Below are 24,677 nucleotides of genomic sequence, written 5' to 3'. Positions count from 1 at the left end.
GGCGCCGATGATCCTTGAAGGCGCTTATCAATTGCCGGGGCGGGCCGCACGTGAGGCGGCCCGTTTACTGGTGAACGAAAGCGGCGAAGGCGTGACGCTGCAGCGGCAGGATGAACAGCGTTACATCCCGCTGGCGGACATCACCGTTTCTGCCGCGCTGGGCAATATTCCGCTGACGCTCACCTTTAGCGACGGTGCGCGCTTTGTGCCGGATGACGATGCGGCCTTTCGCCGCTGGTTCTATCAGCGTCGTTCGCCGGGGTGGGTACATCGGCTGGAACGCCATAAACGCGGCGTTGCCCTGGCGCTGCTGATGACGCTGCTGGCGGTAGTGGCTTACGTTTACGTGGTGCTGCCGTGGGCGAGCAGCGAGATCGCCATGCGCATCCCCACCTCGGTGGAACAGACGCTGGGCGAGCATACACAGACGTTTTTGGACCAGAGCGGCTTCGCGCCCTCCGCACTCCCGGCCGAGCGGCAGCAGGCGTTGCAACAGCTGTTCCGGCAGGTGATGCCGCCTGAGATGCGCCAGGAGCGCACGCCGCTGTCGCTGAAGTTGATGGCGGTGCCCGGTGCGCCGAACGCCTTTATGTTGCCAGACGGCACGCTGGTGCTCAGCGATGAGCTGGTCACTTTGTCGAAAAACGACGATGGCTTGGCGGCGGTGATGCTGCACGAAATGGGGCATCACGCTTATCGTCATCCGATGCGCATGCTGGTGCGTTCGTCACTGGTGGCGTTGACGCTGATGTGGATGACGGGTGACGTCAGCGGCATCGGCGACACGTTGCTGCAGTCCGCGTCCTTCGTGAATGAGATGCAGTTTTCTCGCGGGATGGAGCGTGAGGCCGATGCGTTTGCGATAGCGGAAATGCAGCGCCAGGGGCGTTCGCTGGCGGAAATGGCGGCGATCTATCGCGCGTTGGCGCAGGCGCCTGAACGAGAAAAGACCGATGACTGGGCGCTGCCTGCCTGGCTCAGCACCCATCCGGCGATGCAGGAACGGCTGGACGCGGTGAACGAGGCGATGGCGCAGCAGCCGCGACAGTAATAAAAAAGCCCCCGGTGAAAACCGGGGGCTTTTTCGTTAACGGGCGAAATTACTTCGCTTTACCCTGGTTCGCCACGGCGGCCGCTTTTGCAGCGATTTCGTCGGCGTTACCCAGGTAGTAACGTTTGGTTGGCTTGAAGTTCTCATCGAACTCATACACCAACGGCACGCCGGTTGGGATGTTCAGTTCGAGGATTTCGTCTTCGCTCAGGTTATCCAGGTATTTCACCAGCGCGCGCAGCGAGTTGCCGTGCGCCGCAACGATCACGCGTTCGCCGCTCTTGATGCGTGGCAGGATCTCTTCGTCCCAGTAAGGGATAACGCGATCGATGGTCAGCGCCAGGCTCTCGGTCAGCGGCAGCTCTTGCTCGCTCAGCGAGGCGTAGCGCGGATCGTGGCCAGGGTAACGTTCGTCTTCTTTGGTCAGCTCCGGCGGGGTCACCGCGAAGCCGCGACGCCATTGTTTCACCTGCTCGTCGCCGTATTTTTCAGCGGTTTCGGCTTTGTTCAGACCCTGCAGCGCGCCGTAGTGACGTTCGTTCAGCTTCCAGGATTTTTCGGTTGGCAACCAGGCCTGATCCAGCTCGTCGAGGATGTTCCACAGGGTGTGGATCGCGCGCTTCAGTACGGAGGTGTAAGCGAAGTCGAAAGTGAAACCTTCTTCTTTCAACAGCTTGCCTGCTGCTTTCGCTTCGGTGCGGCCCTTGTCGGACAGATCAACATCATACCAACCGGTGAAGCGGTTTTCTTGGTTCCACTGGCTTTCGCCGTGACGCACCAGAACCAGCTTAGTTACAGCCATAGCTTAACTCCTTAATAATCTGACATTTCAATGATAACGAAAATCATTATATTGCCGCGGGCCGGGGCTCGGCAATCGATAGTGTCTAACCATAGCCAATTTCTTGCCGCAAAGTAAGGGCTGGCGAAAGGAAAAAGCTGAATCGTTCAGGCTGAGGCGGAAGGGGGAGAAACGGCGCGTCGGAATTGCTTCGGGCGCGCCGTGGCAGAGGGAAAATCAGGCCGATTTTTTCAGGCAGTTACTCATGAAGGTTTTACGCGCGTCGCCCTTCAGATCCTTGGTCTTGGCGTCGGCGTTGCAGCTTTTCATCTTCTGCTGCTGGGGCGTCAGGGTTTTGCCCGTTGCAGCGGCGCCTTCGGATTTCAGACAGGTGCTCATAAAGGTGGAGCGATCCGCGCCTTTCAGCGACTTGGTGGATGCCTGCTGGTTGCAATCGGTCATGCGTTTCTGTTGGGCCGCCTGCGCCGGCGAAGGCGTTTTTGTCGCCGTCGTCGCGTCGGCCGCCATCAGATTGGTGCTCAGCATTAAGCCCGCCAGCAATGGAAGTGCAGTAATCAGACGCATAGGTGTTCCTTCAGCTATTGATTGGCCGCCATCGGCCGAAAATGGTGACGTTGCACAAGGCGTTGTGCTTATCACGGTAGCCTGAGTGTAGTGCGCGCTTTGGAATAAGGGAAGGTGGGCGCCGGCGGGGGGATAGGGCTAAAAGGTAAGCATTTATAACAAATTGCCCCCGGCCGCACGGCGAGGGGCGTAGCGGGTCAGATAGGATAAAACTGATAATGCGTGGCGCTGCGGTAGCGACTCCCCGGTTGCAGCCAGCAGTCCGGCTGCGGCCACTCGTGATGGTGCGGGCTGTCCGGCAAAAACTCGCTCTCCAGCGCCACGCCGGCGTGGTTGGCATAGCTGCCACCGTCGCGCGCCGGCGTGCCGGCCAGAAAATTGCCGCTGTAGAGTTGCAGTGCAGGCGCGTCGGTGAACACGCTCATTTGCACCTGGCCGTCGGCGGACCACAAATGGGCTGCCGGGCTCTCCAGCGCGCCGCAGGTGCGGTGCAGCAAGAATGCGTGATCGTAGCCTTTTACCCGCTGCTGGTCGCGATCGCGCAGGAAATCCTGCAGCAGCGTTTTCGGCTGACGAAAATCCATGCCGCTGTCGTCCACCGGCGTCAGATCGGCGCAGGGAATGCCCTCGGCGTCGACGGGCAGATAGCGATCGGCGAACAGCTGCAGCCGCTGGGCGCGGGCGTCGGTGCCGGCGCCGTCCAGATTGAAATAGGCGTGGTTGGTCAGGTTGACCGGGCAGGGGCGATCGACCTGTGCCAGATAGCTGATTTCCAAACGATTATCCGGGGTCAGACGGTAGCAGACCTGCACGTCGAGATTGCCGGGGAAACCCTGATCGCCCTCCGCCGAGTGCAGCGCATAGCAGACCTGTTGCGCATCCTGCTGGACCCGGCGCCAGCGGCGGGCATGAAAACCGTCGGGGCCGCCGTGCAGCTGGTGGACGCCCTGATTGGCGGCCAGCGCATGGGGAGTCCCATCGATGGGCAGGCTGGCGTTGGCGATGCGGTTGGCGTAACGGCCGACGGTGGCGCCCAGATAGGCGCCCTGACGCGGGTAGTCTGCCGGGCTGCGGCAGCCGAGCAGCAGTTCGCGTTTTTCACCGGATTTGAGCGGCAAGACGGCGGACAGCCAGGTGGCGCCCCAGTCCATCAGCGTCACCGTCATGCCGGCGGCGTTTTGCAGCTGCGTCAGCTGATAAGGCTCCCCATCGGGCGCCGCTGCCGTGCTCATCGTCAGCATGTACCGGCCCCCTGCGAAGCCTGGCAGACATAGAACGTTTCCTGTAATCCGCCGGTTTGCCGCGGATACTCGTGCGCCACGGCGGCACGCACCGTCTCCACGAGATCCTGTGGCATCAGCGCGACGATGCAACCGCCAAAGCCGCCGCCGGTCATGCGCACGCCGCCGCGCGAGCCGATCGTCGCTTTGACAATCTCGACCAACCGATCGATTGGCGCCACGGTGATTTCGAAGTCGTCACGCATCGAGGCGTGGGACTCCGCCATCAGCCGGCCCATGCGTTGCAGATCGCCGGCCGCCAGCGCATCGGCCGCCGCCAGCGTGCGGGCATTCTCGCTGATGACATGGCGCGCGCGTTTGGCCACCAACGGATCCAACTGATGTTGACGTGCTTCAAACTGTTCCGGGCTGACGTCACGCAGCGCCTTGACGCCGAAGAACCGAGCCGCTTCTTCACACTGTTTGCGGCGGGTGTTGTACTCGCTGTCCACCAGCCCGCGCTGCACATTGGAGTTGATGATCACCACCGCGACGCTGTCCGGCATCGGCACCGCACGGGTCTCCAGCGAGCGGCAGTCGATCAGCAGAGCGCTGTCGCGCCGGCCGAGCGCGGAGATCAGCTGGTCCATGATGCCGCAGTTGCAGCCGACGAACTGGTTTTCCGCCTCCTGGCCGTTCAGCGCCAGCGCCACGCCGTCCAGCGGCAGCTGATAGAGCGCCTGCAGCGCCTGGCCTACCGCCACTTCCAGCGCGGCGGAGGAGCTGAGCCCCGCGCCCTGCGGCACATTGCCGGCGATCACCAGATCCGCGCCGCCGAAATCGGGGTTGCGTCGCTGAAGATGTTTCACCACGCCGCGCACATAGTCGGACCAGCGCTGATCGGGGTGGTTGACGATCGGCTCGTCGAGCGAGAATTGATCCTGCTGATTCTGATAATCGGCGGCCAGTACGCGGATCTGGCGGTCGTCGCGCTTGGCGCAGGCGATGACGGTTTGGTAATCGATGGCGCAGGGCAACACGAAGCCATCGTTGTAATCGGTATGCTCGCCGATCAAATTCACCCGCCCCGGCGCCTGGATGGTCAACGCCGGCGCGTAGCCGAAGTGTTCGGTAAACAGGGAATGGGTAAGCGGTTTCAGGCTCATGCTTGGGCTCCGGCTTCACGGTAATGAATATCGCTGACGGCGCGCAAACGCTCTGCGGCCTGTTCGGCGGTCAGATCGCGCTGGGTTTCCGCCAGCATCTCGTAACCGACCATAAATTTACGCACGCTGGCTGAACGCAGCAGCGGCGGATAGAAATGGGCGTGCAGCTGCCAGTGTCGGTTGTCGGCGCCGTTGAACGGCGCGCCGTGCCATCCCATCGAATAGGGGAAAGAACACTGGAACAGGTTGTCGTAGCGGCTGGTCAGCTTCTTCAGCGCCAGCGCCAGATCGCGGCTCTGCGCCGCGCTGAGATCGGTGATGCGCTGCACCGCCGTTTTCGGCAGCAGCAGCGTTTCAAACGGCCAGGCGGCCCAGTAGGGCACCACCGCCAGCCAGTGTTCGGTGTTCACCACGATGCGTTCGCCTGCGGCCAGCTCGCGCTGCGCATAATCCAGCAGCAGCGGGGAGGCATGTTCCCGGAAATAGTCGTGTTGCAGGCGATCTTCGCGCTCGGCCTCGTTTGGCAGAAAACTGTTGGCCCAGACCTGCCCGTGCGGGTGCGGGTTGGAGCAGCCCATCGCCGCGCCTTTGTTTTCGAACAATTGCACCCAGGGGTAGTGCTTGCCCAACTCCTCGGTTTGCGCCTGCCAGGTGGTGACCACCTGCTCCAGCGCCGGCAGCGTCAGTTCGGGCAGAGTCTTGCTGTGATCGGGAGAGAAGCAGATCACCCGGCTGACGCCGCGCGCGCTCTGGCTGCGCATCAGCGGATCGTGACTGTCGGGCGCCGGCGGCGTATCGCTCATCAGTGCGGCGAAATCGTTGGTAAAGACATAGGTGCCGCGATATTCCGGATTGCGATCGCCGGTGACGCGCGCGTTGCCCGGGCACAGGAAACAGTCGGGATCGTGCGCCGGCAGCATTTCCGTGGGGACAGTCTCCTGCTGGCCCTGCCAGGGGCGCTTGGCGCGGTGCGGTGAGACCAGCACCCACTGGCCGCTCAGCGGGTTAAAGCGGCGGTGCGGATGGTCGATAGGGTTAAATTCCGTCATACGGTTCCTTCTTGGCGTCGACAAGGGTGTAATCGCTTCCAATTACCGTTTTAATACGCCCGTTGCTGAACAGGGAGAAGTCATTGCGCAAAAAGATAGCACGCTCGCGACGGTAAAAAGGTGATCTAACGCGAAAAATGGAATCGTTTACACTTCATTGAAAAGCACTGTACGGGCGGAGAAAAGCAGGGGGCGGCATGATTGAGGTCATACGGTGAGGTGCTAGTGATAGCGTTTTCACCCGACCAGCCGGCAGAAAGGGGCTCTCTGCCGGCGTCAGCCGTTAAGAATGCTGATACAGCGGGTAGGTGAAGAACAGCAGATGGGTCAGATTAAGCCCGAAATGGAACAGAATCGGCACCCACAGACGGCCGCTCCACATCCACGCCAGGCCGTAGATCACCCCGGCGAGGGTTGCGAAGATCACCATCAGCATACCGCCCGCCAAATGTGCGGCGCCGAACACCAGGGAGGCGACGATCAGCGCCGGCCAGGCGCCTAGCCACTGGCTGAGGCGCTGTTGCAGGTAGCCGCGAAACAGCGCTTCCTCGGCCATGCAGACGAAGAACAGGTTCGCCATCACGAAAGGCAGGATCCAGGCGGGCGCATGCAGCTCGATTTTTAAGCCGCCCAGCGCCACGGCCAGCAGCAACAGCGCCGGCACGGCCAGCAGCAGCGCAATCCAGCCCACTTTGCCGGCGTTGCCGCCGGGTTCGGCGGAAAACAGCGTGGGCAAGCAGGCGAACAGCAGGAAGGGCACCATCGCCTTGTCGAAATTGTAATACATGGTGAACGGCGCGCTGAGCGGGCCGGCTCTTTCGCCGTCGATCATCAGCTGGTTGTGGATGCCCGGCACCAGATGCAAGAACAGCGCCACGCAGCCGGCGACCACCAACCCTTCGAGCACGATCGCCAGATTGCGCTGCGCGCGAAAATGGTGACGCAGCCCCGCTAGCGCTACGATCGCCAGCATATAACTCAGGCTGAGCGGCGTCAGTACCCCATGATAAAGCCCCATACCCGCCGAGGCGGCCAGGATCACCCAGGCTATCAGCCGGTTAAACGGCAAGAAAAATAACGAAGCAGCCAGTACGCCCCACATAATATGTCCCTTTAAAATATGTACACGGCGCTCAGCGCCTTTGCGGCGTGCGATGATGGCGAAATTGAGCGCTAGAGCGGATAGTAGCACACCAGGATGACGCTAAAGGTCGGGGCAGTGATGCATTCGTGCATGATGCCGGCCCACACGATCGGCGGCGATGCGGGTCAGCCTTTCATCCAGGCCTGCGAACGGGTGATTTCGGCCAGGTTTTGCAGGGTATCCAGACTCTGCTGGTGGATCTCCTGCGTAGGGGCTGCGCACAGATCGTGCAGTACGGTCACCTGAAAGCCGGCGTCGTGCGCCTGACGCGCGGTGCTCTCGATGGCGAGCGGTGTACTGATACCCGCCAGCAGCAAATGGTGGCACCGATGTTGCCGCAGCCAGGCTAACAAATTGTTACCGGAGAAGGCGCTAACCGCCGTTTTTTCAAACTGCAGATCGGTCTCTTCCTGATGCAGTTCGGGCACCCAGCGGCAGCCCGGGCCATTTAGCCGCAGCGCACCGATCTGCTTGAGATGGTTGAACAACGGCGAGTGGGGCGGGATATCATGATAATCGTCGGCGAATCCCACCCGCACCCAGATCACCGGAATTTTTCGCACCCGGGCATAGGCCGTGGCGGCATTGACGTTAGCGAGCAGGTGGGTTGCCACCACCTGTTCACGGCAGTGGTTGGCGCGCCCTTTGGGCCCGATCAGATCCTCGATCAGGTCGATGATAATCAACGCAGCGGACATGGCGTCTCCAGAAAATGGCCTTCTTTCTTTCTATGATAAAAGGCCAAATGTGATGTGCTGCGGTGAAGTGTTGCCGGATATGTTTACGCCGCGCTTCAGGCGGAGGCCGCCTCCAGCCGTTGCTGTTGGTAGCCGTAGCCGCCCTCGCCGTCGGGCACGAAGCTGAGGCGGTGAGTGATGCACCGCGGCGCGTCTTCGGCATGGTGTGAGACGAACAGCAGCTGGGTGGCGCCCTGGCCAATCAGCACGTCGATGAAGCGACGCACCAGCTGGCGATTGAGCGGATCCAGCCCTTGCAGCGGCTCGTCGAGGATCAGCAGCGCCGGGTGTTTCACCAGCGCGCGGGCGATCAGCGCCAGCCGCTGTTGGCCCCAGGAAAGGCTGTGGAACGGAGCGTCGCCGCGCGCGCCGTCGAGCCCGAGCAGCGCCAGCCATTGTTCGGTCAGCTGCCGCTGACGATCCGAGACCGCCTGATAAATGCCGATCGAATCGAAGAACCCAGACAGCACCACGTTACGCACGCTGGTGTTGACGCGATAATCCAGATGCAGGCTGCTGCTGACGTAGCCGATATGGCGCTTGATCTCCCAGATGGTTTCCCCGCTGCCGCGGCGGCGGCCGAACAGCGTCAGATCGTTGCTGTAGCCCTGCGGATGATCGCCGGTGATCAAACTGAGCAGCGTGGATTTGCCGGCGCCGTTCGGGCCGACGATCTGCCAATGTTCACCGGGGTTAACCTGCCAGTCGAGATGATTGAGGATCGGTCGATCGTTATAGCTGACCACGCCGTCGCGCAGGACGATCAGCGGCCGATCCGCCGGCAGGGCCACCTTTTGCGTCGGATCCTCGGTCTCCGGCAGCGCCAGCCCGCTGAGGTTTTCGCTGTGTGCCAGCTGCGCCACCAGCGCGTCTGCCATCACCTGGCGGCGCGGCCCGCGGCTGGTCAGGGTGCAGTCCGCCAGCACGCCCACTTGCCGGACAAAATCCGGTATTTCGTCGAACCGGTTGAGCACCAGCACTACGGTTTGGCCCAGGGCGGAAAGTTCGCTCAGCAACGCGGCGAGCTGCGCGCGCGAGTGAACGTCCAGCCCGTCGAAGGGTTCGTCGAGGATCAGCAGGTCAGGCTCGGGCATCAGCGCCCGGCACAGCAGGGTTTTACGCGTTTCGCCGGTGGAGAGGTACTTGAAGCGGCGCGTCAGCAGGGCGGTGATGCCGAACTGCGCGGCCAGCCGCTCACAGCGCGCGGCGTCTTTCACCTCTTCCTGAATGATTTCCGCCGCGGTGCGGCCGGTGTCGTCCTCGTCCGCGCTGAGCAGATCGGTGTTGTTGCGTTGCCACTCGTCGCTGACCATTTTTTGCAGCTGTTCGAAGGAGATGCGCACTGCGTGCTGAAAATCGCTGCGCCGTTCGCCGCTCAGTAGAACCAGTTCGTCGGCCAGCGCACGCGCCAGGGCGGATTTGCCGCTGCCGTTGGCGCCGACGAAGGCCCAACTGTCGCCGGCCTGGATCGCCAGCGCGTCCAGCGTCAGGGTACGGGTATCGCTTAAGCGGAATGAACCTTGCGAAATGTGCAACGACGACATCACCTGTTCCTTTTTTTGCAATTATTTGCCTTAGAAATAGGCGCATTGCACGGTGATGTCAATCAGCAAAAACGCAACGTTACGTTGCGCTTAACACAACGTGGCGACAATCACGTGGTCGGCGTTGAACAGGGCGTGTACGGCGGCGCCGACGCTCAGCTGCAGGCGCTGCAGCTCCGCCGTCGTCAGGGTGGCGCACAGGGTTTCGCCCCCCGCCAGCGTCACCAGCACCTCGCTGTGTTCGGCCCCCGGCTGAATGCCGGCTACCACGCCCGCCAGCGCGTTATCCGCACCGGTATGCTCCCCCGTCTCGACGCTTAACCGCACCCAGGGCGCTTTGATCAGCGCCAGCACCTCTTTGCCGGGCGTCAGCTGCAGCCGATCGGCGCTTTGCTGGGTAATGGCCGCCGTCAGGCGAGTGGTGCCGTCGTTCAACAAAATCGCCAGGTGCTGCTGCACCTGCTGATGATCGCGTTCGATCACGGTGCCGAAGAACTGATTGCGCGCGCTGGTTTGCAGCGAGAAGCGCGAGATGGCCGCCAGCAGGCTGTCGAGCGGCAGATCGTCCTGCTGCAGCACGTCGAAGGCTTTTTGCTGCACCTGGCCCAGCAGGTCATACAGCTGGATCAGCCGTTGGCCGTAGTGCGTCAGCTGCGCGCCGCCGCCGCCTTTGCCGCCGGTGGCGCGTTCCACCACCGTGTGTTCCGCCAGTTGGTTCATCTCATTGATGGCGTCCCAGGCGCTTTTGTAGCTGATGCCCGCCAGTTTGGCGCCCTGGCTGATGGAGCCGGTGTGCTGCACCTGTTTCAGCAGCGCGATGCGGCGCGGATCGGCGAACAGCTTTTGCTGGAGTTTGAGAGTCAGAAGAATTTCGGCCTGCATAGCGCATCCTGTCGACGGCAAAAACCGTATTGTCGCCGATTTGGCGGCAAAGCGCCAAACGCTGTGCGTGGGAGAGTGGGGCAATAAAGACTGGTATTGTAATATTGTAATAATATAACATAACAGAAAAACAATAAGGCTTTACGCCGGCTGCGGCCGGTTTTTATTTCACCACAGGGATGCTCCACATGAGTACGACACGCCGGCGTCTTGGCACGCCCAAAAAATCTTTATGTCTTGCCGCCGCATGGATCGGCGGCGCACTGACAGCGCCGCTGGCTTTCGCCGCCGACTGCGATAAAGCCCGCAATGCCACGGGGTGTGAAGAACAGCTCACCGTGGAGGCGGCGGCCCCCGCCGGGCGTTACGATGCGTTGAACGCCGTGAGCCGCAGCGCTTCGCAGATCGGGCTGACCGCTCGGGAGACGCCGCGCAGCGTCGATATTATCAGCGCGCGGGCGATCCAACAGCGGGGCGATCGTTCGCTGGCCGCCGCCGTCGAGCACGCTACCGGTCTGTCCGGCGTCGCTTCGCCAACGTTGTCCAACAACTTTTCCGCACGCGGTTTTCGGCCGATCGCCTGGCTGTATAACGGCGTAGAGATGCCCGGCAGTACGCTGCAACTGGGCGATCCGGCGCATTACGACAGCATCGAGGTGCTGCGTGGGCCGGGGTCGGCCTTGAACGGGCTGAGCGCCGCAGGCGGCAGCGTCAACCTGATCTCGCGGCGGCCGACCTTCAACCGGCAGCCGTTCGAGCTCGATTATGGCCTCGGCAGCTACCGCAGCCAGCGTTTGCATCTGGGTGCCGGCGGCGCGCTGGTGGACGATGTGATGGCGTACCGGTTGGACGTCAGCGGCAACGACAGCGGCAGCAACGTGCAGTATGAACGCGATCGGCAGAAGCGGGTATCCGGCTCGCTGCTGTTTAAATTGACGGACGATGCGCTGCTGACGCTGAGCCTGGACCGCATGCTCAACCGCACCAACAATCCTTACTACGGCACGCCGCTGCTGAATGGGCGCATTGCCGGCGAGCTGCGCGATATCAATTACAACAACCTGACCGACAGCCGTATCCAGAGCAACGCCACCGCATTTCAGGCCAGTCTGGACTGGTTTATGACGCCCGAAGTGGAGTGGCATAACCAATTCTATTACTACAGCGGTTTTCGCGAATGGCGCAACGTCGAGCGTTTCCGCGTCGCGGCGGCGGCCTGGCCCGGCGACGTCAACCGCGACTCTTTCGGCGCTCTGGCGCACGACGACGATCTGATCGGCAACCGCAGTTCGCTGGTGTTCGATCGCGCTATCGCCGGTTTCGATAATCGGTTACTGGTCGGCTTCGATCTGAGCAAGCGGCATTTTCAGTACTACTCCAACGGTTTCCCCGGCTCCGAGGACGTGCCGCTCGGCGCGCCGCCCAGAGAGCCGTTCGCTCAGGGCACCGCCAGCCAGCGTGCGCCGGTGCGCCACGTCACTCAGAATCAGTACGCCGCCTTTCTTGAAGACCGCTTCAGCCTGACCGAGCGTTTAGCGCTGCTGGGCCAGCTGCGCTACAACCATATGAACATGGATTGGCGCTTCCAGGGGCCGCAGGAAGAGAGCCGCGCGCGCACCTACGTTTTCAGCACCTGGAGCCTGGGCCCCAGCTATGCACTGACCGATAACCTCACGCTTTACGCCAACTACACCACCGGCCAGGAGCCGGGCAACGATTTGTTCTTCCTCAGCCCGACGCAGACCGATCTGCCACTGACGCGAGCGCGCCAGTGGGAGGCCGGCGCCAAAGGGCAGTTTTGGGATAACAAGGGAGAGGCGACGCTGGCGCTGTACGAACTGCGCAAGGACAACCTGTTTGTGCCCGACGCGCAGCGGCCGGATGCGTTGAACGCGGTAGGTAGGCAGACGTCGCGCGGCATCGAGCTTGGCGTGGTGCTGCGTCCCGACGATCGTTGGGAGCTGGCCGGCAATGCCGCCTACACGCACGCCCGCTACGACGACTATCGCGGCGGTAGCCCGCTGCGCAGCTACAACGGTAATCGCCCGGCCTATATCCCGGACTGGACCGCCAACCTCAGCGTGCATTATCAGGCGACGGCGCGCCTGGGGCTGGCTTCTTCGCTGCGCTACGTCGGCAGCAGTTATAACGACGACGCCAACCAGCGCAAGATGCGCGCGTACACCACGCTCGATCTGGCGGCGGATTATCAGCTGACGCCGATCGTCGATGTCGGTTTCCGCATTCGCAACGCCACCAACCAGCTGTACGCCTATCAGCGCACCTACCCGGATCAGGCGCTGATCGCGCCGCCGCGCAGCTATGAAACCTTCGTGTCGGTCAGGTTCTGACGGCGTGAAACGCCGGCTTTGCCTGTTGTTGTGCGCCCTGGGGTTGGGCGGGGGCGTGCCGCTGCGTGCCGATAGCGTCAGCCTGCAAAATTGCGGGGTCACGCGCGATTACCCGCAGCCGCCGCAGCGGGTGCTGGTTTATGCCAATCCGGCGCTGGAAAACCTGCTGGCGCTGGGGCTGGCCGCCCGTGCAATCGGCGTGGTCGGGTATGACCGCATGCGCGATCCCGCGCCGACGGCGTCGGCCGATGCGCTGCGGGCGCCCACCAGCCCGGCGCCGCCCACGGCGGAAGCGTTGCTGCTGATGCGGCCGGATTTTGTCTATTCGGCCAGCTATTACTGGCTGCACAGCCCGGAAACGCCCGATCGGACGCGGCTGGCGGAATGGGGCATCGGCACTTACCTCTCTCCCGGCGCCTGCAGCGGCCAGCAAAGCGCGATCGCCGCTGCGCTGACGTTTGAAGACATCTTCACCGAGCTGCGGGAGCTTGCGCGCATTTTCAACGTCAGCCGCGGCGGTGAAGCGCCGATCGCGCGGCTACGTGGGCAACTCCAGGCGTTTGAGGCGCAGCGCGCGCCGCTGCCGCATTTACGTCTGCTGTGGTGGTATGCCGGCACGCAGACGCCCTACGTGGCGGGCTGCTGCGGCGCACCAGGTTTGCTGAGCCGAAGCGTCGGCAGCGAGAACCTGTTCGGCGATCGGCCCGAGCTGTGGCCGACGGTATCCTGGGAGGTTATCGCCGCCCGCGATCCGGATGCGATCGTGCTTGGCGATCTGCCGCGCGGCGGCTTCGGGGACAGCGCGGCCGACAAGATCGCCTTTCTGGAGCATCACCCGCTGACCGCGACGCTGCGCGCCGTGCGTCAGCGGCGCTACGTGATCCTCCCCGGTTACGACATGGACCCTTCCGCCCGCACCGTGGCGGCGCTGGGCCGTTTGATTCGAGGCCTGGCGGCCTTGCCGCCGCAGGCTACGACTTTTTCCAACAAGGAACCTTGATATGACAGCCGTTTCATTATCTTCGCTGCTGGACTCCTGGGATCGCCAGCAGGCGGCCTACATCGCCGAGCGGGAAGCGCGTTTTAACGCCCAGCTGGAGGTGCTGGCGCTGGCCGCCGGCCAGGATTTTCACGTGGTGGATCTAGCCTGTGGTCCGGGCTCGCTGAGCCTGCGCATTTTGCAGCGCTTTCCGCAGGCCAGGGTAACCGCCATCGATCTCGATCCGTTGCTGCTGGCGGTGGCGCGCGGCGCACTGGCGGAGTATGGCGATCGGATCCGCATTCTGCAGGCCGATCTGGCGGATCCTGCCTGTTTTTCCGCGCTGTCCGGCCCCGCGCCGCAGGCGGCGGTGTCCAGCACGGCGCTGCACTGGCTGATGCCCGAGCAGCAGCTGGCGCTGTACCGCAACGTCGCCGGGCTGTTGGCCGACGGCGGTGTATTCCTCAATGCCGATCATCAGCGCTATGACCACCGTCAGCCACGGCTGAAGGCGTTGGCCGAGCGGCACGATGAGCAGACCCAGCAACGCGCCTGGGACAACGGCGTCGAGGATTGGGATCGCTGGTTCGCCAGCGCGCTGCAATTGCCGGCGTTGGCCGCTTATCAGGCCGAGCGTGAGGCGCTGTTCGCCGGCCGCCCTGTGCCGCCGCCGACGCCGGTGGATTTCCAGCTCGCGGCCCTCAGGCAGGCCGGTTTCAGCGAGGCGGGGACGGTGTGGCAGCTGTTGGACGACTATGTGATCGCAGGCTGGAAATAGCATGAGCCGGCGGTTACTGCCCGGCCGTGAGGCCGGCTGGCTGCTGTTGCTGGCGGCGGCGCTGCCGATGGCCCTGCTGAGCGCCACCTTGTCGGGGCCTGCGCCGATCGCGTGGCACGACGCCTGGCGCATCGTATTCGGCGTCAGCGGCGGCGCGGCGACCGATGCCGAGGTGTATCAGCGCATCATCTGGTCGCTGCGGATGCCGCGCGCGCTGCTGGCGGCGGTGGCCGGCGCCGGGCTGGCGCTGGCGGGCACCGTGCTGCAGTCGCTGACCCGCAACCCGCTGGCCGATCCCTGGGTGCTGGGGATCTCCTCCGGCGCGGGCGTGGGGGCGGTGACGGTGCTGGTATTGGGGCTGGGGGGCGGCCTGCTGTCGGTGTCCGGTGGGGCGTTTAGCGGCGCGCTGGGGGCGTTTGCGCTGGTGATGTTGCTGGCCGGGCGTTCGCTGCAGGGGGAGTCCACGCTGTTTATTCTGGCCGGGGTGGCGGTGACGCAACTGCTCTCCGCACTGACTTCGCTGATCACCCTCTGGCAGGCAGACGCCAACGCCACGCGCGGCGTGATGTTCTGGCTGCTGGGATCGTTCAGCGACGCGCGCTGGCCACAGGTCGGGCTGTGCGGGCTGGCGCTGGCGGCGACGCTGCTGCTTTGCTGGCTGCGGGCGGGTGAGCTGGACGCGCTGGCGTTCGGCGGCGTGACCGCCGCTTCGCTGGGGGTGGCGGTGGCCCCGCTGAAGCTGCTGCTGTATGTGGCGACCACCGCGCTAACGGCGACGATCGTCGCGTTCAGCGGCGCGGTGGGGTTTATCGGGTTGACGGTGCCGCACGTCGCCCGGCGGCTGGTCGGCTCGCGGCATCGTCAGCTGTTGCCGGCCAGCGCGCTGTGCGGCGCTTTGTTCGCCGTGGCGGCGGACACGCTGGCCAGAACGCTGTTTGCCCCGCGTGAACTGCCGGTCGGCGTGTTGACGGCGCTATTGGGAGTGCCGGTATTCCTGCTGTTGCTGTATCGGAAGGTCAATGCATGACGGTTGAAAAAACGCAATTCGGTCTGTGCGCCGAGGGGGTAAGTTGGCGAGTGGGCGCGCGCACGGTGCTGGAAAACCTCAGTTTCTGCGCCTTGCCCGGTGAGATCACCGGCGTGCTCGGCGTCAACGGCAGCGGTAAATCCACGCTGCTCAAGCTGTTGGCCGGGCTGCAGCCCGCCGCCGGCGGCCGCGTTTGGCTGGAAGGGCGCGAGATCGCCGCGTTTTCCGCGCGGGAACGCGCCAGGCGCATCGCTTTTCTCGAGCAATCTGCCCCCGGCACCTTCGCGCTGCCGGTGAAGGAGGCGGTATTGTTGGGGCGTCTGGCCCATATCGGCCGCTGGCGCGGTTTTGGTACCGAGGATCGCCGCCTCGCCGGGCAGGCGATGGAGCAGGTGGGCATCAGCCACCTGGCCGATCGCGATTGGCAGCGGCTGTCCGGCGGTGAACAGCAGCGGGTGCACCTGGCGCGCGCGCTGGCGCAGCAAACGCCGTGGCTGCTGCTGGACGAACCCGCCAACCACCTGGATATCGCTCATCAGCAGCAGTTTATGGCATTGCTGCGGCGGCTGAAGCTCAGCGTGGTGGTGACGCTGCACGATCTGAATCTGGCGGCCTGTTATTGCGATCGGGTCGCGCTGCTGCAGCGGGGCGGGATCTGTGCGGCGGGCACGCCGCAGCAGGCGCTGACGCCGGAGCACATTCGCGCGGTATACGGGGTGGAGGCCCGGCTGGCGGCGCCCGAAGGCTATGCGCCGCCGCTGATCTATTACCCCGCGGCAGGATGAGATCGGTCAAAAGGGCACGTTTGGCCGATCACAATTTCGCCTCGCTGGCTAAAATAACTCCGGTTTTAGCGATTTTTTTGGGTTAGAATAACCCGATATGCGGTGAAAGGCATTTGCCGCTCAATGGGCAGTTAAGCGAGGCTATCATGTTGGAATTATTGAAAAGTCTGTTATTCGCCGTGGTGATGGTGCCGGTGGTCATGGCGCTCATTCTCGGTCTGATCTACGGTTTTGGCGAAGTGTTCAACGTCTTCTCCAAAGTGGGCCGTTCGAAAGAAAACCGCACCCAGCACTGACCGTTCCCTATCCCGATACCCGTCGGCATCGCCCGGCGGGCATTCCTCAAGTTATCTCACGCTTTGCCGATAAACCGCATGACAAGCTTTCGCGCCACGTTATATTATTTTTTATATAACGAAGAGTGATAATGCACGTTAACTTGCGGAGAAAAACAATGAAACAGCAATGGACCCAATGGGTTGGCGGGATCGTGTTGGCATCGGGCCTGGTGGCTCAGGCCTCGGCGGCGGAAAAGATCACCGTGTTCGCCGCCGCGTCGCTGACCAACGCGCTGCAGGACATCGCCACCCAATATCAAAAAGGCAAGGACGTGCAGGTGGTTTCCTCCTTCGCGTCGTCTTCTACGCTGGCGCGCCAAATTGAGCAGGGCGCCCCGGCCGATCTGTTCATCTCCGCCGATCAGCAGTGGATGGATTACGCCATCGACAAGCAGCAGATGGTGAAAGACACCCGTTACACGCTGCTGGGCAACGAGCTGGTGCTGATCGCCGCCAAGAGCGATAAACAAGACAAGATTGCCATCGACAAGCAGACCGACTGGACCAAGTTGCTCAGCGGCGGCCGCCTGGCGGTGGGCGATCCGGATCACGTGCCGGCCGGCATTTACGCCAAAGAGGCGCTGGAGCATCTGGGCGCCTGGAGCGCGCTGGAACCGAAACTGGCGCGCGCCAACAACGTGCGCAGCGCGATGGCGCTGGTGGAGCGCGGTGAAGCGCCGCTCGGCATCGTCTACGGCTCCGATGCGGTCGCCAGCGACAAGGTGAAAGTGGTGGGCGTGTTCCCGGAAGACAGCCACAAACCGGTTGAATATCCGATGGCGATGGTGAAAGATCGTCAAACTCCGGCGGTCAGCGCTTTCTATACCTATCTGAAGAGCCCGGAAGCCGCCGCTATTTTCGAACATTATGGATTCACCCCGCGTAAATGATTCTGAGTGAGTACGAGTGGCAGGCGGTTGAGCTGAGCCTGAAAGTCTCCGGTTTGGCGGTGGTCTGCAGCCTGCCGTTCGGCATTTTGATGGCTTGGGTGCTGGTGCGTTGCCGTTTTCCCGGCAAGGCGCTGCTGGACGGCGTCATTCACCTGCCGCTGGTGCTGCCGCCGGTGGTGGTCGGCTATTTGCTGCTGATCGCCATGGGGCGGCGCGGCGTCATCGGCGAGTGGCTGTACGACTGGTTCGGCTTCAGCTTCAGCTTTAGCTGGCGCGGCGCCGCGCTGGCGTCGGCGGTGGTGGCGTTTCCGCTGATGGTGCGCGCTATCCGGCTGGCGCTGGAGGCGGTGGACACTCGGCTGGAGCTGGCGGCGCGCACGCTGGGCGCCAACCCGTGGCGGGTGTTTTTCACCATCACGCTGCCGCTGTCGCTGCCCGGCGTCATTGTCGGCGTGGTACTGGCCTTTGCCCGTTCGCTGGGGGAGTTCGGCGCCACCATCACCTTCGTCTCCAACATTCCCGGTGAAACCCGCACCATCCCGCTGGCGATGTATACGCTGATTGAAACGCCGGGGGCGGAAGCCGCCGCCGCGCGTCTGTGCGTGATCGCCATCGTGCTGTCGCTGGCTTCGCTGATGGTGTCCGAATGGCTGGCCCGCTGGGGCCGCAAACGGATGGGGGTGTAAATGCTGGAGCTGGACTTCTCGCAGCAGCTGGGCGACCTCAATCTCAACGTCCGCGCCGATTTGCCGGCGCAGGGCATCACCGCGATTTTCGGCCTGTCCGGCGCGGGCAAAACCTCCCTGATCAACGCCATCGGCGGCCTGACCCGTTTGCAGCAGGGGCGCATCGCGCTCAATGGCCGCACGCTGGTGGATACCGCCGCGGGCCTTTGCCTGCCGCCGGAAAAGCGCCGTATCGGCTATGTATTTCAGGATGCGCGCCTGTTCCCGCATTATCGGGTGCGCGGCAACCTGCAGTACGGCATGGCGGCCGGCATGCGCGCGCAGTTCAATACCATTGTCGAGCTGTTGGGCATCGGGCCACTGCTCAATCGGCTGCCGCTGACGCTCTCCGGCGGTGAAAAACAGCGGGTGGCGATCGGCCGCGCGCTGCTGACCGCGCCGGAACTGCTGCTGATGGACGAACCGCTGGCCTCGCTCGATCTGCCGCGCAAACGCGAGCTGCTGCCGTATCTGGAGCGGCTGGCGCAGGATGTCAACATCCCTATCCTCTACGTCAGCCACAGCCTGGACGAGATCCTGCGTCTGGCCGAGCAGGTGATGGTGCTGGATCGCGGCGAGGTGCGCGCGTTCGGCGGGCTGGAAGCCGTCTGGGCCAGCAGCGCGCTGCGGCCGTGGCTGCAGCGTGAAGATCAGAGCAGCGTGCTGCGCGTCAGCGTGATTGAGCATCATCAACGCTATGCCATGACCGCGCTGGCGCTCGGCGATCAGCGGCTGTGGGTCAGCGGCATCGACGCCGAACTGGGCACTCAGCTGCGCATTCGCATCAATGCCGCCGACGTCTCGCTGGTGCTGCAACCGCCGGTCAACAGCAGCATTCGCAACGTGTTGCCGGCCAAGGTCAGCGAGTGTCTGGATGTGGGCGGGCAGGTGGAAGTGAAGCTGGCGGTCGGGGAACACGTGCTGTGGGCGCGCATCACGCCGTGGGCGCGAGACGAACTGGCGATCCGCCCCGGGCAGTGGCTGTACGCGCAGGTGAAGAGCGTGTCGATCAGCCGGGAGAGCCGCTAAGACCGGCCCTCCCGGCGGGAGGGCGAAAAGACTAGAGTACGCGGGTGCGGATCACCTCGGCGATGCCCGGCTGCAGGTTATCGGCGATCACCAGATCGGCGCGTTCCTTGATCGCGTCATCGGCGTTGCCCATCGCCACGCCCAAACCGACCGCTTCCAGCATGCTGATATCATTGTAGTTGTCGCCGAACGCCACCACCTGATCCATGCTCAGTCCCTGCGATTCCACCCATTGGCGCAGGCGCTTGCCTTTGCTGTTGCCGCCTTTGGCGATATCCACCTGATCGTGCCAGGACCATTCGCACGCCAACCCCAGCTCTTTTTCCACCGTGTCGGCAAACTCGCGCAGCGCAGGAATATCGGCGTGCGAGGTGGCGAATTTCCAGATCGCCTGCGCGTCGTCGGCCGCCTGCGCCAGGCTGCCGACCTGCAGCAGCGTTGGGCGCTGTGCCGCCGGCAGGGTTTCGGCCCAGGCCAGCGAGCGGGTCACGTGGCCGCTCGGTTCCTGATACAGCATGGCGTCGTCAACGTACATCAGCCCGTGAATGTCGGTCTGTTTGAGCATCTGCAGCACCTGTTTGGCCTGATCTTTCGCCAGCGGATCGGCGGCCAGCACCTTTTTCTGCTGAAAATCATACAGGTAGGTGCCGTTGCAGCAGATGGCCGGCGTGTCTATCTGCAGCGCCTGGTAGAACGGATGGATGGCGACGTGATGGCGGCCGGTGACCACCACCACCTGGACGCCGGCGGCGCGCGCCAGCGCCAGCGCTTCCAGCGACTGCGGTAAGATGCGTTTTTGATTGTCCAGCAGGGTGCCGTCAAGATCGAGGGCGATGACGCGGTAGCTCATAGGGTTCTCGTTATCGTTAGCCATAAAATTAATCCGATGGTACACCGGATAGCCAACGGAGAAAACCGCGTGAACATCCGGTGCTAAGCAGGGTTGCCATGCGACGGATGTGCGGTAAGCTAGGAGCAATCGAACGGCCTGAAACCGGTTCCTCTTTTACCCTTTGCAAGGAGAACACATGAAGCAAATCGTTTATGTCGCCAGCCCGGAGAGCCAGCAGATCCACGTCTGGCAGTTGGACGACGCGGGCGCGCTGGCGCTGCTGCAAACCGTTGACGTGCCGGGCCAGGTGCAGCCGATGACCCTTCATCCGGACAAGACCCACCTGTACGTCGGCGTGCGTCCGGCGTTCGGCATCGTCAGCTACCGCATCGAGGCGGACGGCACGCTGCAGCAGGCCGGCATGGCGCCGCTGCCGGGCAGCCCGACCCATATCTCCACCGATCTGCAGGGGCGTTACCTGTTCTCCGCCTCCTACAGCGGCAACTGCGCCAGCATCAGCCCGATCGGCCATGACGGCGTGGTGACGGCGCCTATTCAGCAGATTGACGGCCTGAACGCGCCGCACTCGGCGAACATCGATCCGACCAACCAGCTGGTGCTGGTGCCGTGTCTGAAAGAGGACCGCATCCGCCTGTTCAACCTGAGCCTGACGGGCCAGCTGACGCCGCACGTGCAGGAGGCGGTGGATATCGCCGCCGGTGCCGGTCCGCGCCATATGGCATTCCACCACAACGATAAGTTCGCTTACTGCGTCAATGAGCTGAACGGCACGGTAGACGTGCTGGCCATTTCGGAAAACGGCGGCAAATACACCGTGACGCAAACACTGGATATCATGCCGGCCGACTTCGACGGCACCCGCTGGGCGGCGGACATTCATATCACGCCGAACGGCCGTTTCCTGTACACCAGCGATCGCACCGCCAGCATTCTGACCCTTTTCAGCGTTTCCGAAGACGGCGGCACGCTGAGCGTGGTCGGCTATTATCCGACCGAAACGCAGCCGCGCGGTTTCAATATCGATCACAGCGGCCGCTTCGTGATTTCGTCCGGCCAGAAGTCCGATCACATCGCGGTGCATGAAATTGACCAGGCCAGCGGCGAGCTGACCACGCTGGCACGTTATCCGGTGGGCAAAGGCCCGATGTGGGTCAGCGTGCTGGCGAAGTAATTCGGCGGTCAGACGAGTATGGAAAAAGCGCGGTTCGGTTGAGCCGCGCTTTTTTATGGGTGGGAGATCAGTTGAACATCACTGTCAGCGTGGCGCTGCCGAGGCTGTGGAAATGCACGTTAAAGCCCACCAGCGCGCCGCTGGAACCTTCATCCACCTCAATGCTTTCTACGTCCAGCGCATGCACGGTGAACTGATAGCGGTGGCTTTCGCCATTCGGCGGCGCTGCGCCGCCGTAACCGGCTGAGCCGAAGTCGGTACGGGTTTGCAGCGCGGCGCTCGGCAGCGGCGCTTTACCGGAGCCTGCGCCCTGCGGCAGCTCACGCACGTCGGCCGGAATATTGGCCACCACCCAGTGCCACCAGCCAGAGCCGGTCGGGGCATCGGGATCGTACAGGGTGACGACGAAGCTCTTGGTGCCGGCGGGCACGCCGTCCCAGGCCAGGTGCGGCGACAGGTTATCGCCGTGGTAGCCCATGCCGTTGAAGACCTGCGTCTGCGGCATTGTGCCGCCGTCCTGCAGATCGTTGCTGTACAAACGAAAAGCCATAATGACTCCCAGTTGTCGATAAACGCGGACCCTTAAGCTAGATCTTTTCGGTGGAACAATACAACCCCTTGCGCCAACGGCGGACGGTTGATCTCGACGGTGACATGCACCAGTTCGGGATGTGTGGCCAACAGTTGGCGCACCCGATCGGCGGTGAGGGCGCGATCGGCGCTGCTCAGGGCGAGGACGCAATGATATTTTCCTTTGCCGATGCGGCCTACATGCAGATCGGTCAACGTGAGCGCGTGGCCGGAAGCGGCCAGGGCCTGGCGGATGTCTTGCGCCACGGGGGCGTCCATTTCGGCATCCAGCAAAATCTTTCCGCTATCGCGCATCAGGCTATAGGCCCAGGCGGCCACCATCGCCGCGCCGACGATGCCCATCAGCGGATCGAGCCAGGCGGCGCCCCAAAGCTTACCGCCGAACAGCGCGATGAGCGCCAGTACCGAGGTGGCGGCGTCGGCGAGCACGTGAACATAGGCGGAACGCAGGTTGAGGTCATGATGAGTGTCGTCGTGGTCATCCCCGTGATGATGATGATGGCCGCCACCGCGCAACAGCCAGGCGCAGAGCAGGTTGACGGCCAGCCCGATCGCGCCGATGGCGATGGCTTCGTTGTAATGAATCGGGCTGGGATTCAGCAGCCGCTGCCCAGACTGAAACAGCATCAGCGCCGCCACCAGCACCAACAACACCGCGCTGGTGTAACCGGCCAGCACTTCGATCTTCCAGGTGCCGAGGCTAAAGCGGCGATCTTTGGCCAGCCGGCGTGCGGCGCCGTAAGCCAGCACCGACAGGCCCAGCGCCAGCGCGTGCGAACTCATGTGCCAGCCGTCGGCCAGCAGCGCCATCGAGTTAAACAGCCAGCCGCCGGCGATCTCGATAGCCATCATACTGGCGGTGAGTATCACCGCCCATCTGGTGTTTCTTTCGGCCAATGGGTTACCATCGTCAAAAACGTGGCTGTGTTCGCGGTGCAAAACGGGCGCGTGAGACGTCATGGTGAAGTTCCTCAGCAAAAGATAGTGTGCTGAAATATACTATACCCCAGTATAGTAAATAACAATCAGGCGGAAATGATGAGCCATACCCACAGAGATCAAAAGAAGCTGTTGGCGCGGGTGCGCCGCATTAAAGGGCAGGCCGAAGCGCTGGAACGTGCGCTGGAGAGCGGCGGCGAATGTTCGGCTGTTCTGCAGCAGATCGCGGCGGTGCGCGGCGCGGTCAACGGTTTGATGGCGCAGGTGCTGGAAGGGCATGTGCGCGAACATCTGGCTGCCGCGGACGCTACGCCGCAGCAGCGCGAGCAGGACATCGAGCAATTGATGACCGTTTTACGTTCTTATATGAAGTAATCATGATTTCACTGAAAAAACGCACGCCGTGGTTCGGCTGGCTGCGCCGTTGGGCCAAAGGCATCAAGCGCGATATTTACGCGCTGTGGCTGGCCGCCCGTGATAAGCGCACCCCGTGGTACGCCAAGCTGATCGCGCTGCTGGTGGCCGGCTATGCGATCTCGCCGATCGATTTGATCCCGGATTTTATTCCGGTGTTGGGCTATCTGGACGATGTGATCATCGTGCCGTTGGGCATCATGCTGGCGGTTCGCCTGATCCCCAAGCCGCTGATGGCCGAGCTGCGCGAGAAGGCGCAAAAACGCGTCGACAACCCCACCGGCCGCATGGCGGCGGCGATGATCATTTTACTCTGGCTGCTGTGTCTGGGGTTGCTGGCCCGCTATCTGGACCAGCATTGGTAAGGCATTAACGCGCGGCGGCGGCCACGGCGGCGGTCAGGCGGCTGAGCTGTTCCGCTTCGATGATGTAAGGCGGCATCAGGTAAATCAGCTTGCCGAACGGCCGGATCCATACCCCGCGCTCGACGAACCCGCGCTGCAGCTCGGCGACATTCACCGGTTCGCGCATCTCCACCACGCCAATCGCCCCCAGCACCCGCACGTCCGCCACCTTCGGCAGCGCCGCCAACGGCAGCAGTTCCTGTTTCAGCTGGGCTTCGATGGCGCTCACCTGCGCCTGCCAGCGATTTTCCGCCAGCAGCGCCATGCTGGCGTCCGCCACCGCGCAGGCCAACGGATTGCCCATAAAGGTCGGGCCGTGCATAAAACAGCCGGCCGCGCCGTTGCTGATGGTCTCCGCCACATGGCGGGTGGTCAGGGTGGCGGACAGGGTCATGTAACCGCCGGTCAGCGCCTTGCCCAGGCAGAGAATGTCCGGCACCACCTGCGCGTGCTCGCAGGCGAACAGCTTGCCGGTGCGGCCGAAGCCGGTGGCGATCTCGTCGGCGATCAGCAGCACCCGATGGCGATCGCACAGCTCGCGCACCCGCTTGAGGTAGGTTGGGTGGTAGATGCGCATGCCGCCGGCGCCTTGCACCACCGGTTCCAGGATCACCGCCGCCACTTCACCGGCGTGCTGCTCCAGCAGCGCGGCGAACGGTGCAATATCTTCTTCACGCCATTCTTCGTCGAAGCGGCACTGCGGCGCGGTCGCGAACAGGTGCGGCGCCAGATAGCCCTGATAGAGGCTGTGCATCGAGTTGTCCGGATCGCAGACCGACATCGCGCCGAAGGTATCGCCGTGATAGCCGTGGCGCAGCGTCAGGATGCGCTGCCGGCGCTCGCCGCGCGCTTGCCAGTACTGCAGCGCCATCTTCAACGACACTTCCACCGCCACCGAACCGGAGTCCGCCAGGAACACGCACTGCAGCGCCTCTGGCGTCATTTCCACCAGCCGACGGCACAACGAGATGGCGGACGGATGGGTAATACCGCCGAACATCACGTGTGACATCTTCTCCAACTGCTGGCTGGCGGCCTGATTCAGGTGCGGATGGTTGTAACCGTGGATCGCCGCCCACCAGGAGGACATGCCGTCCACCAGACGCCGGCCGTCCGCCAGCTGCAGTTCGACGCCGCTGGCCGATTCGATCGGGTAACAGGGTAACGGGCGGCTCATGGAGGTGTAGGGGTGCCAGATATGGCGTTGGTCAAACGCCAGGTCGGAAGCGGTCACAGACATACTT

General features: G+C 63.2%; 26 protein-coding genes. 13 read left to right on the top strand and 13 right to left on the bottom strand.

Going from position 1 to position 24,677, the window contains the following annotated elements:
• Positions 1-7: 7 nt before the first annotated feature.
• Entirely contained in the window at positions 8-1,051 is a 1,044-nt protein-coding gene (locus QMZ29_RS14975; RefSeq protein WP_173889690.1) for a M48 family metallopeptidase, read from the top strand.
• A 49-nt stretch (positions 1,052-1,100) separates the two neighbouring features.
• Here the strand turns inward: QMZ29_RS14975 and gpmA are convergent, their stop codons facing one another.
• The 9 genes from gpmA to modE all read right to left on the bottom strand — a co-directional run bounded on the left by gpmA (position 1,101) and on the right by modE (position 10,159).
• Complete coding sequence (gpmA, locus tag QMZ29_RS14970; RefSeq protein ID WP_016928714.1) at positions 1,101-1,853, bottom strand: 2,3-diphosphoglycerate-dependent phosphoglycerate mutase; 753 nt, start codon at positions 1,851-1,853, stop codon at positions 1,101-1,103.
• 216 nt (positions 1,854-2,069) lie between these two features.
• On the bottom strand, positions 2,070-2,417 hold the full coding sequence (locus QMZ29_RS14965) for a PsiF family protein (protein ID WP_033642211.1): 348 nt from the start codon (positions 2,415-2,417) through the stop codon (positions 2,070-2,072).
• Positions 2,418-2,614: 197 nt separating this feature from the next.
• Entirely contained in the window at positions 2,615-3,658 is a 1,044-nt protein-coding gene (galM, locus tag QMZ29_RS14960; RefSeq protein WP_261425434.1) for a galactose-1-epimerase, read from the bottom strand.
• Positions 3,652-4,803 (bottom strand): galactokinase, encoded by a 1,152-nt coding sequence (galK, locus tag QMZ29_RS14955; RefSeq protein WP_025301898.1) that lies wholly within the window; start codon positions 4,801-4,803, stop codon positions 3,652-3,654. The genes galM and galK overlap by 7 nt, the downstream gene beginning before the upstream one ends.
• On the bottom strand, positions 4,800-5,852 hold the full coding sequence (gene galT, locus QMZ29_RS14950; protein WP_043136628.1) for a galactose-1-phosphate uridylyltransferase: 1,053 nt from the start codon (positions 5,850-5,852) through the stop codon (positions 4,800-4,802). The genes galK and galT overlap by 4 nt, the downstream gene beginning before the upstream one ends.
• Positions 5,853-6,135: 283 nt before the next feature.
• Entirely contained in the window at positions 6,136-6,954 is an 819-nt protein-coding gene (locus QMZ29_RS14945) for a CPBP family intramembrane glutamic endopeptidase (protein WP_164068760.1), read from the bottom strand.
• Positions 6,955-7,121: 167 nt separating this feature from the next.
• Entirely contained in the window at positions 7,122-7,694 is a 573-nt protein-coding gene (locus tag QMZ29_RS14940) for a cysteine hydrolase family protein (RefSeq protein ID WP_049208980.1), read from the bottom strand.
• A 95-nt stretch (positions 7,695-7,789) separates the two neighbouring features.
• Positions 7,790-9,277 carry a molybdate ABC transporter ATP-binding protein ModF gene (gene modF, locus QMZ29_RS14935; protein ID WP_060433832.1) on the bottom strand — a complete coding sequence of 496 codons (1,488 nt, stop codon included), beginning with the start codon at positions 9,275-9,277 and terminating at the stop codon, positions 7,790-7,792.
• Positions 9,278-9,367: 90 nt separating this feature from the next.
• The gene (modE, locus tag QMZ29_RS14930) at positions 9,368-10,159 is read right to left on the bottom strand and encodes a molybdenum-dependent transcriptional regulator (protein WP_261425433.1); all 792 of its coding nucleotides are present in this window, start codon (positions 10,157-10,159) and stop codon (positions 9,368-9,370) included.
• A gap of 188 nt (positions 10,160-10,347) precedes the next feature.
• Between modE and QMZ29_RS14925 the strand changes: the two genes are divergently transcribed.
• The 9 genes from QMZ29_RS14925 (at position 10,348) to modC (ending at position 19,061) form a co-directional block, all read left to right on the top strand.
• Positions 10,348-12,510 carry a TonB-dependent receptor gene (locus QMZ29_RS14925; protein ID WP_261425432.1) on the top strand — a complete coding sequence of 721 codons (2,163 nt, stop codon included), beginning with the start codon at positions 10,348-10,350 and terminating at the stop codon, positions 12,508-12,510.
• A gap of 4 nt (positions 12,511-12,514) precedes the next feature.
• On the top strand, positions 12,515-13,510 hold the full coding sequence (locus QMZ29_RS14920) for an ABC transporter substrate-binding protein (protein ID WP_025301905.1): 996 nt from the start codon (positions 12,515-12,517) through the stop codon (positions 13,508-13,510).
• A 1-nt stretch (position 13,511) separates the two neighbouring features.
• On the top strand, positions 13,512-14,267 hold the full coding sequence (locus tag QMZ29_RS14915) for a class I SAM-dependent methyltransferase (RefSeq protein WP_049208977.1): 756 nt from the start codon (positions 13,512-13,514) through the stop codon (positions 14,265-14,267).
• Between the two features lies 1 nt (position 14,268).
• Positions 14,269-15,294, top strand: coding sequence for a FecCD family ABC transporter permease (locus tag QMZ29_RS14910; RefSeq protein ID WP_043136646.1), 1,026 nt, complete (start codon positions 14,269-14,271; stop codon positions 15,292-15,294).
• 23 nt (positions 15,295-15,317) lie between these two features.
• Positions 15,318-16,079 (top strand): ABC transporter ATP-binding protein, encoded by a 762-nt coding sequence (locus tag QMZ29_RS14905; protein WP_406675740.1) that lies wholly within the window; start codon positions 15,318-15,320, stop codon positions 16,077-16,079.
• Positions 16,080-16,225: 146 nt separating this feature from the next.
• Positions 16,226-16,375 carry an AcrZ family multidrug efflux pump-associated protein gene (locus QMZ29_RS14900; RefSeq protein WP_004939813.1) on the top strand — a complete coding sequence of 50 codons (150 nt, stop codon included), beginning with the start codon at positions 16,226-16,228 and terminating at the stop codon, positions 16,373-16,375.
• Positions 16,376-16,533: 158 nt separating this feature from the next.
• Entirely contained in the window at positions 16,534-17,307 is a 774-nt protein-coding gene (gene modA, locus QMZ29_RS14895) for a molybdate ABC transporter substrate-binding protein (RefSeq protein ID WP_261424305.1), read from the top strand.
• Positions 17,304-17,993 carry a molybdate ABC transporter permease subunit gene (gene modB, locus QMZ29_RS14890; RefSeq protein WP_141970322.1) on the top strand — a complete coding sequence of 230 codons (690 nt, stop codon included), beginning with the start codon at positions 17,304-17,306 and terminating at the stop codon, positions 17,991-17,993. Before modA ends, modB begins: the two co-directional genes overlap by 4 nt.
• On the top strand, positions 17,994-19,061 hold the full coding sequence (modC, locus tag QMZ29_RS14885; protein WP_043136662.1) for a molybdenum ABC transporter ATP-binding protein ModC: 1,068 nt from the start codon (positions 17,994-17,996) through the stop codon (positions 19,059-19,061).
• A 31-nt stretch (positions 19,062-19,092) separates the two neighbouring features.
• Here the strand turns inward: modC and QMZ29_RS14880 are convergent, their stop codons facing one another.
• The gene (locus QMZ29_RS14880) at positions 19,093-19,911 is read right to left on the bottom strand and encodes a pyridoxal phosphatase (protein WP_060433834.1); all 819 of its coding nucleotides are present in this window, start codon (positions 19,909-19,911) and stop codon (positions 19,093-19,095) included.
• Positions 19,912-20,089: 178 nt separating this feature from the next.
• Here QMZ29_RS14880 and pgl point away from each other — a divergent pair, with 178 nt between their 5' ends.
• Positions 20,090-21,085 carry a 6-phosphogluconolactonase gene (gene pgl / locus QMZ29_RS14875; RefSeq protein WP_060432612.1) on the top strand — a complete coding sequence of 332 codons (996 nt, stop codon included), beginning with the start codon at positions 20,090-20,092 and terminating at the stop codon, positions 21,083-21,085.
• A gap of 67 nt (positions 21,086-21,152) precedes the next feature.
• Here pgl and QMZ29_RS14870 read toward each other — a convergent pair whose 3' ends face one another.
• Both QMZ29_RS14870 and dmeF read right to left on the bottom strand, forming a co-directional pair.
• Positions 21,153-21,635, bottom strand: a complete 483-nt coding sequence (locus QMZ29_RS14870) for a kinase inhibitor (protein WP_025301913.1) — start codon at positions 21,633-21,635, stop codon at positions 21,153-21,155.
• A gap of 32 nt (positions 21,636-21,667) precedes the next feature.
• Positions 21,668-22,636: a CDF family Co(II)/Ni(II) efflux transporter DmeF gene (gene dmeF / locus QMZ29_RS14865; protein ID WP_075200607.1), complete on the bottom strand. Its 969-nt coding sequence runs from the start codon at positions 22,634-22,636 to the stop codon at positions 21,668-21,670.
• A 78-nt stretch (positions 22,637-22,714) separates the two neighbouring features.
• On the opposite strand from dmeF, the gene QMZ29_RS14860 reads away from it, so the two are divergent.
• Both QMZ29_RS14860 and QMZ29_RS14855 read left to right on the top strand, forming a co-directional pair.
• A complete protein-coding gene (locus tag QMZ29_RS14860; RefSeq protein ID WP_025301915.1) occupies positions 22,715-22,990 on the top strand; it encodes a metal/formaldehyde-sensitive transcriptional repressor in 276 nt (91 codons plus the stop codon).
• A 2-nt stretch (positions 22,991-22,992) separates the two neighbouring features.
• Complete coding sequence (locus tag QMZ29_RS14855) at positions 22,993-23,394, top strand: YkvA family protein (protein ID WP_025301916.1); 402 nt, start codon at positions 22,993-22,995, stop codon at positions 23,392-23,394.
• Positions 23,395-23,398: 4 nt separating this feature from the next.
• On the opposite strand, the gene bioA is transcribed toward QMZ29_RS14855, so the two are convergent.
• Complete coding sequence (gene bioA, locus QMZ29_RS14850) at positions 23,399-24,673, bottom strand: adenosylmethionine--8-amino-7-oxononanoate transaminase (protein WP_049208971.1); 1,275 nt, start codon at positions 24,671-24,673, stop codon at positions 23,399-23,401.
• Positions 24,674-24,677: the final 4 nt, after the last annotated feature.

The sequence above is a fragment of the Serratia sp. PF-27 genome (assembly GCF_030053255.1).
Lineage (GTDB): Bacteria > Pseudomonadota > Gammaproteobacteria > Enterobacterales > Enterobacteriaceae > Serratia > Serratia bockelmannii.
The sequence above is the reverse complement of the archived record's forward strand: the minus strand, read 5'-3'. Positions and strand labels throughout refer to the sequence as shown.

What these genes read in the sequence shown, in the direction of transcription:
- modE (WP_261425433.1), bottom strand. Translation starts at nt 10,159, where the DNA reads ATGCAGGCCGAAATTCTTCTGACTCTCAAACTCCAGCAAAAGCTGTTC.
- QMZ29_RS14855 (WP_025301916.1), top strand. Translation starts at nt 22,993, where the DNA reads ATGATTTCACTGAAAAAACGCACGCCGTGGTTCGGCTGGCTGCGCCGT.
- modB (WP_141970322.1), top strand. Translation starts at nt 17,304, where the DNA reads ATGATTCTGAGTGAGTACGAGTGGCAGGCGGTTGAGCTGAGCCTGAAA.
- dmeF (WP_075200607.1), bottom strand. Translation starts at nt 22,636, where the DNA reads ATGACGTCTCACGCGCCCGTTTTGCACCGCGAACACAGCCACGTTTTT.
- modF (WP_060433832.1), bottom strand. Translation starts at nt 9,277, where the DNA reads ATGTCGTCGTTGCACATTTCGCAAGGTTCATTCCGCTTAAGCGATACC.
- QMZ29_RS14915 (WP_049208977.1), top strand. Translation starts at nt 13,512, where the DNA reads ATGACAGCCGTTTCATTATCTTCGCTGCTGGACTCCTGGGATCGCCAG.
- QMZ29_RS14940 (WP_049208980.1), bottom strand. Translation starts at nt 7,694, where the DNA reads ATGTCCGCTGCGTTGATTATCATCGACCTGATCGAGGATCTGATCGGG.
- galT (WP_043136628.1), bottom strand. Translation starts at nt 5,852, where the DNA reads ATGACGGAATTTAACCCTATCGACCATCCGCACCGCCGCTTTAACCCG.
- QMZ29_RS14945 (WP_164068760.1), bottom strand. Translation starts at nt 6,954, where the DNA reads ATGTGGGGCGTACTGGCTGCTTCGTTATTTTTCTTGCCGTTTAACCGG.
- QMZ29_RS14910 (WP_043136646.1), top strand. Translation starts at nt 14,269, where the DNA reads ATGAGCCGGCGGTTACTGCCCGGCCGTGAGGCCGGCTGGCTGCTGTTG.
- galM (WP_261425434.1), bottom strand. Translation starts at nt 3,658, where the DNA reads ATGCTGACGATGAGCACGGCAGCGGCGCCCGATGGGGAGCCTTATCAG.
- pgl (WP_060432612.1), top strand. Translation starts at nt 20,090, where the DNA reads ATGAAGCAAATCGTTTATGTCGCCAGCCCGGAGAGCCAGCAGATCCAC.
- QMZ29_RS14860 (WP_025301915.1), top strand. Translation starts at nt 22,715, where the DNA reads ATGAGCCATACCCACAGAGATCAAAAGAAGCTGTTGGCGCGGGTGCGC.
- modA (WP_261424305.1), top strand. Translation starts at nt 16,534, where the DNA reads ATGAAACAGCAATGGACCCAATGGGTTGGCGGGATCGTGTTGGCATCG.
- galK (WP_025301898.1), bottom strand. Translation starts at nt 4,803, where the DNA reads ATGAGCCTGAAACCGCTTACCCATTCCCTGTTTACCGAACACTTCGGC.
- QMZ29_RS14870 (WP_025301913.1), bottom strand. Translation starts at nt 21,635, where the DNA reads ATGGCTTTTCGTTTGTACAGCAACGATCTGCAGGACGGCGGCACAATG.
- QMZ29_RS14965 (WP_033642211.1), bottom strand. Translation starts at nt 2,417, where the DNA reads ATGCGTCTGATTACTGCACTTCCATTGCTGGCGGGCTTAATGCTGAGC.
- QMZ29_RS14975 (WP_173889690.1), top strand. Translation starts at nt 8, where the DNA reads ATGATCCTTGAAGGCGCTTATCAATTGCCGGGGCGGGCCGCACGTGAG.
- QMZ29_RS14900 (WP_004939813.1), top strand. Translation starts at nt 16,226, where the DNA reads ATGTTGGAATTATTGAAAAGTCTGTTATTCGCCGTGGTGATGGTGCCG.
- bioA (WP_049208971.1), bottom strand. Translation starts at nt 24,673, where the DNA reads ATGTCTGTGACCGCTTCCGACCTGGCGTTTGACCAACGCCATATCTGG.
- modC (WP_043136662.1), top strand. Translation starts at nt 17,994, where the DNA reads ATGCTGGAGCTGGACTTCTCGCAGCAGCTGGGCGACCTCAATCTCAAC.
- QMZ29_RS14925 (WP_261425432.1), top strand. Translation starts at nt 10,348, where the DNA reads ATGAGTACGACACGCCGGCGTCTTGGCACGCCCAAAAAATCTTTATGT.
- gpmA (WP_016928714.1), bottom strand. Translation starts at nt 1,853, where the DNA reads ATGGCTGTAACTAAGCTGGTTCTGGTGCGTCACGGCGAAAGCCAGTGG.
- QMZ29_RS14880 (WP_060433834.1), bottom strand. Translation starts at nt 19,911, where the DNA reads ATGAGCTACCGCGTCATCGCCCTCGATCTTGACGGCACCCTGCTGGAC.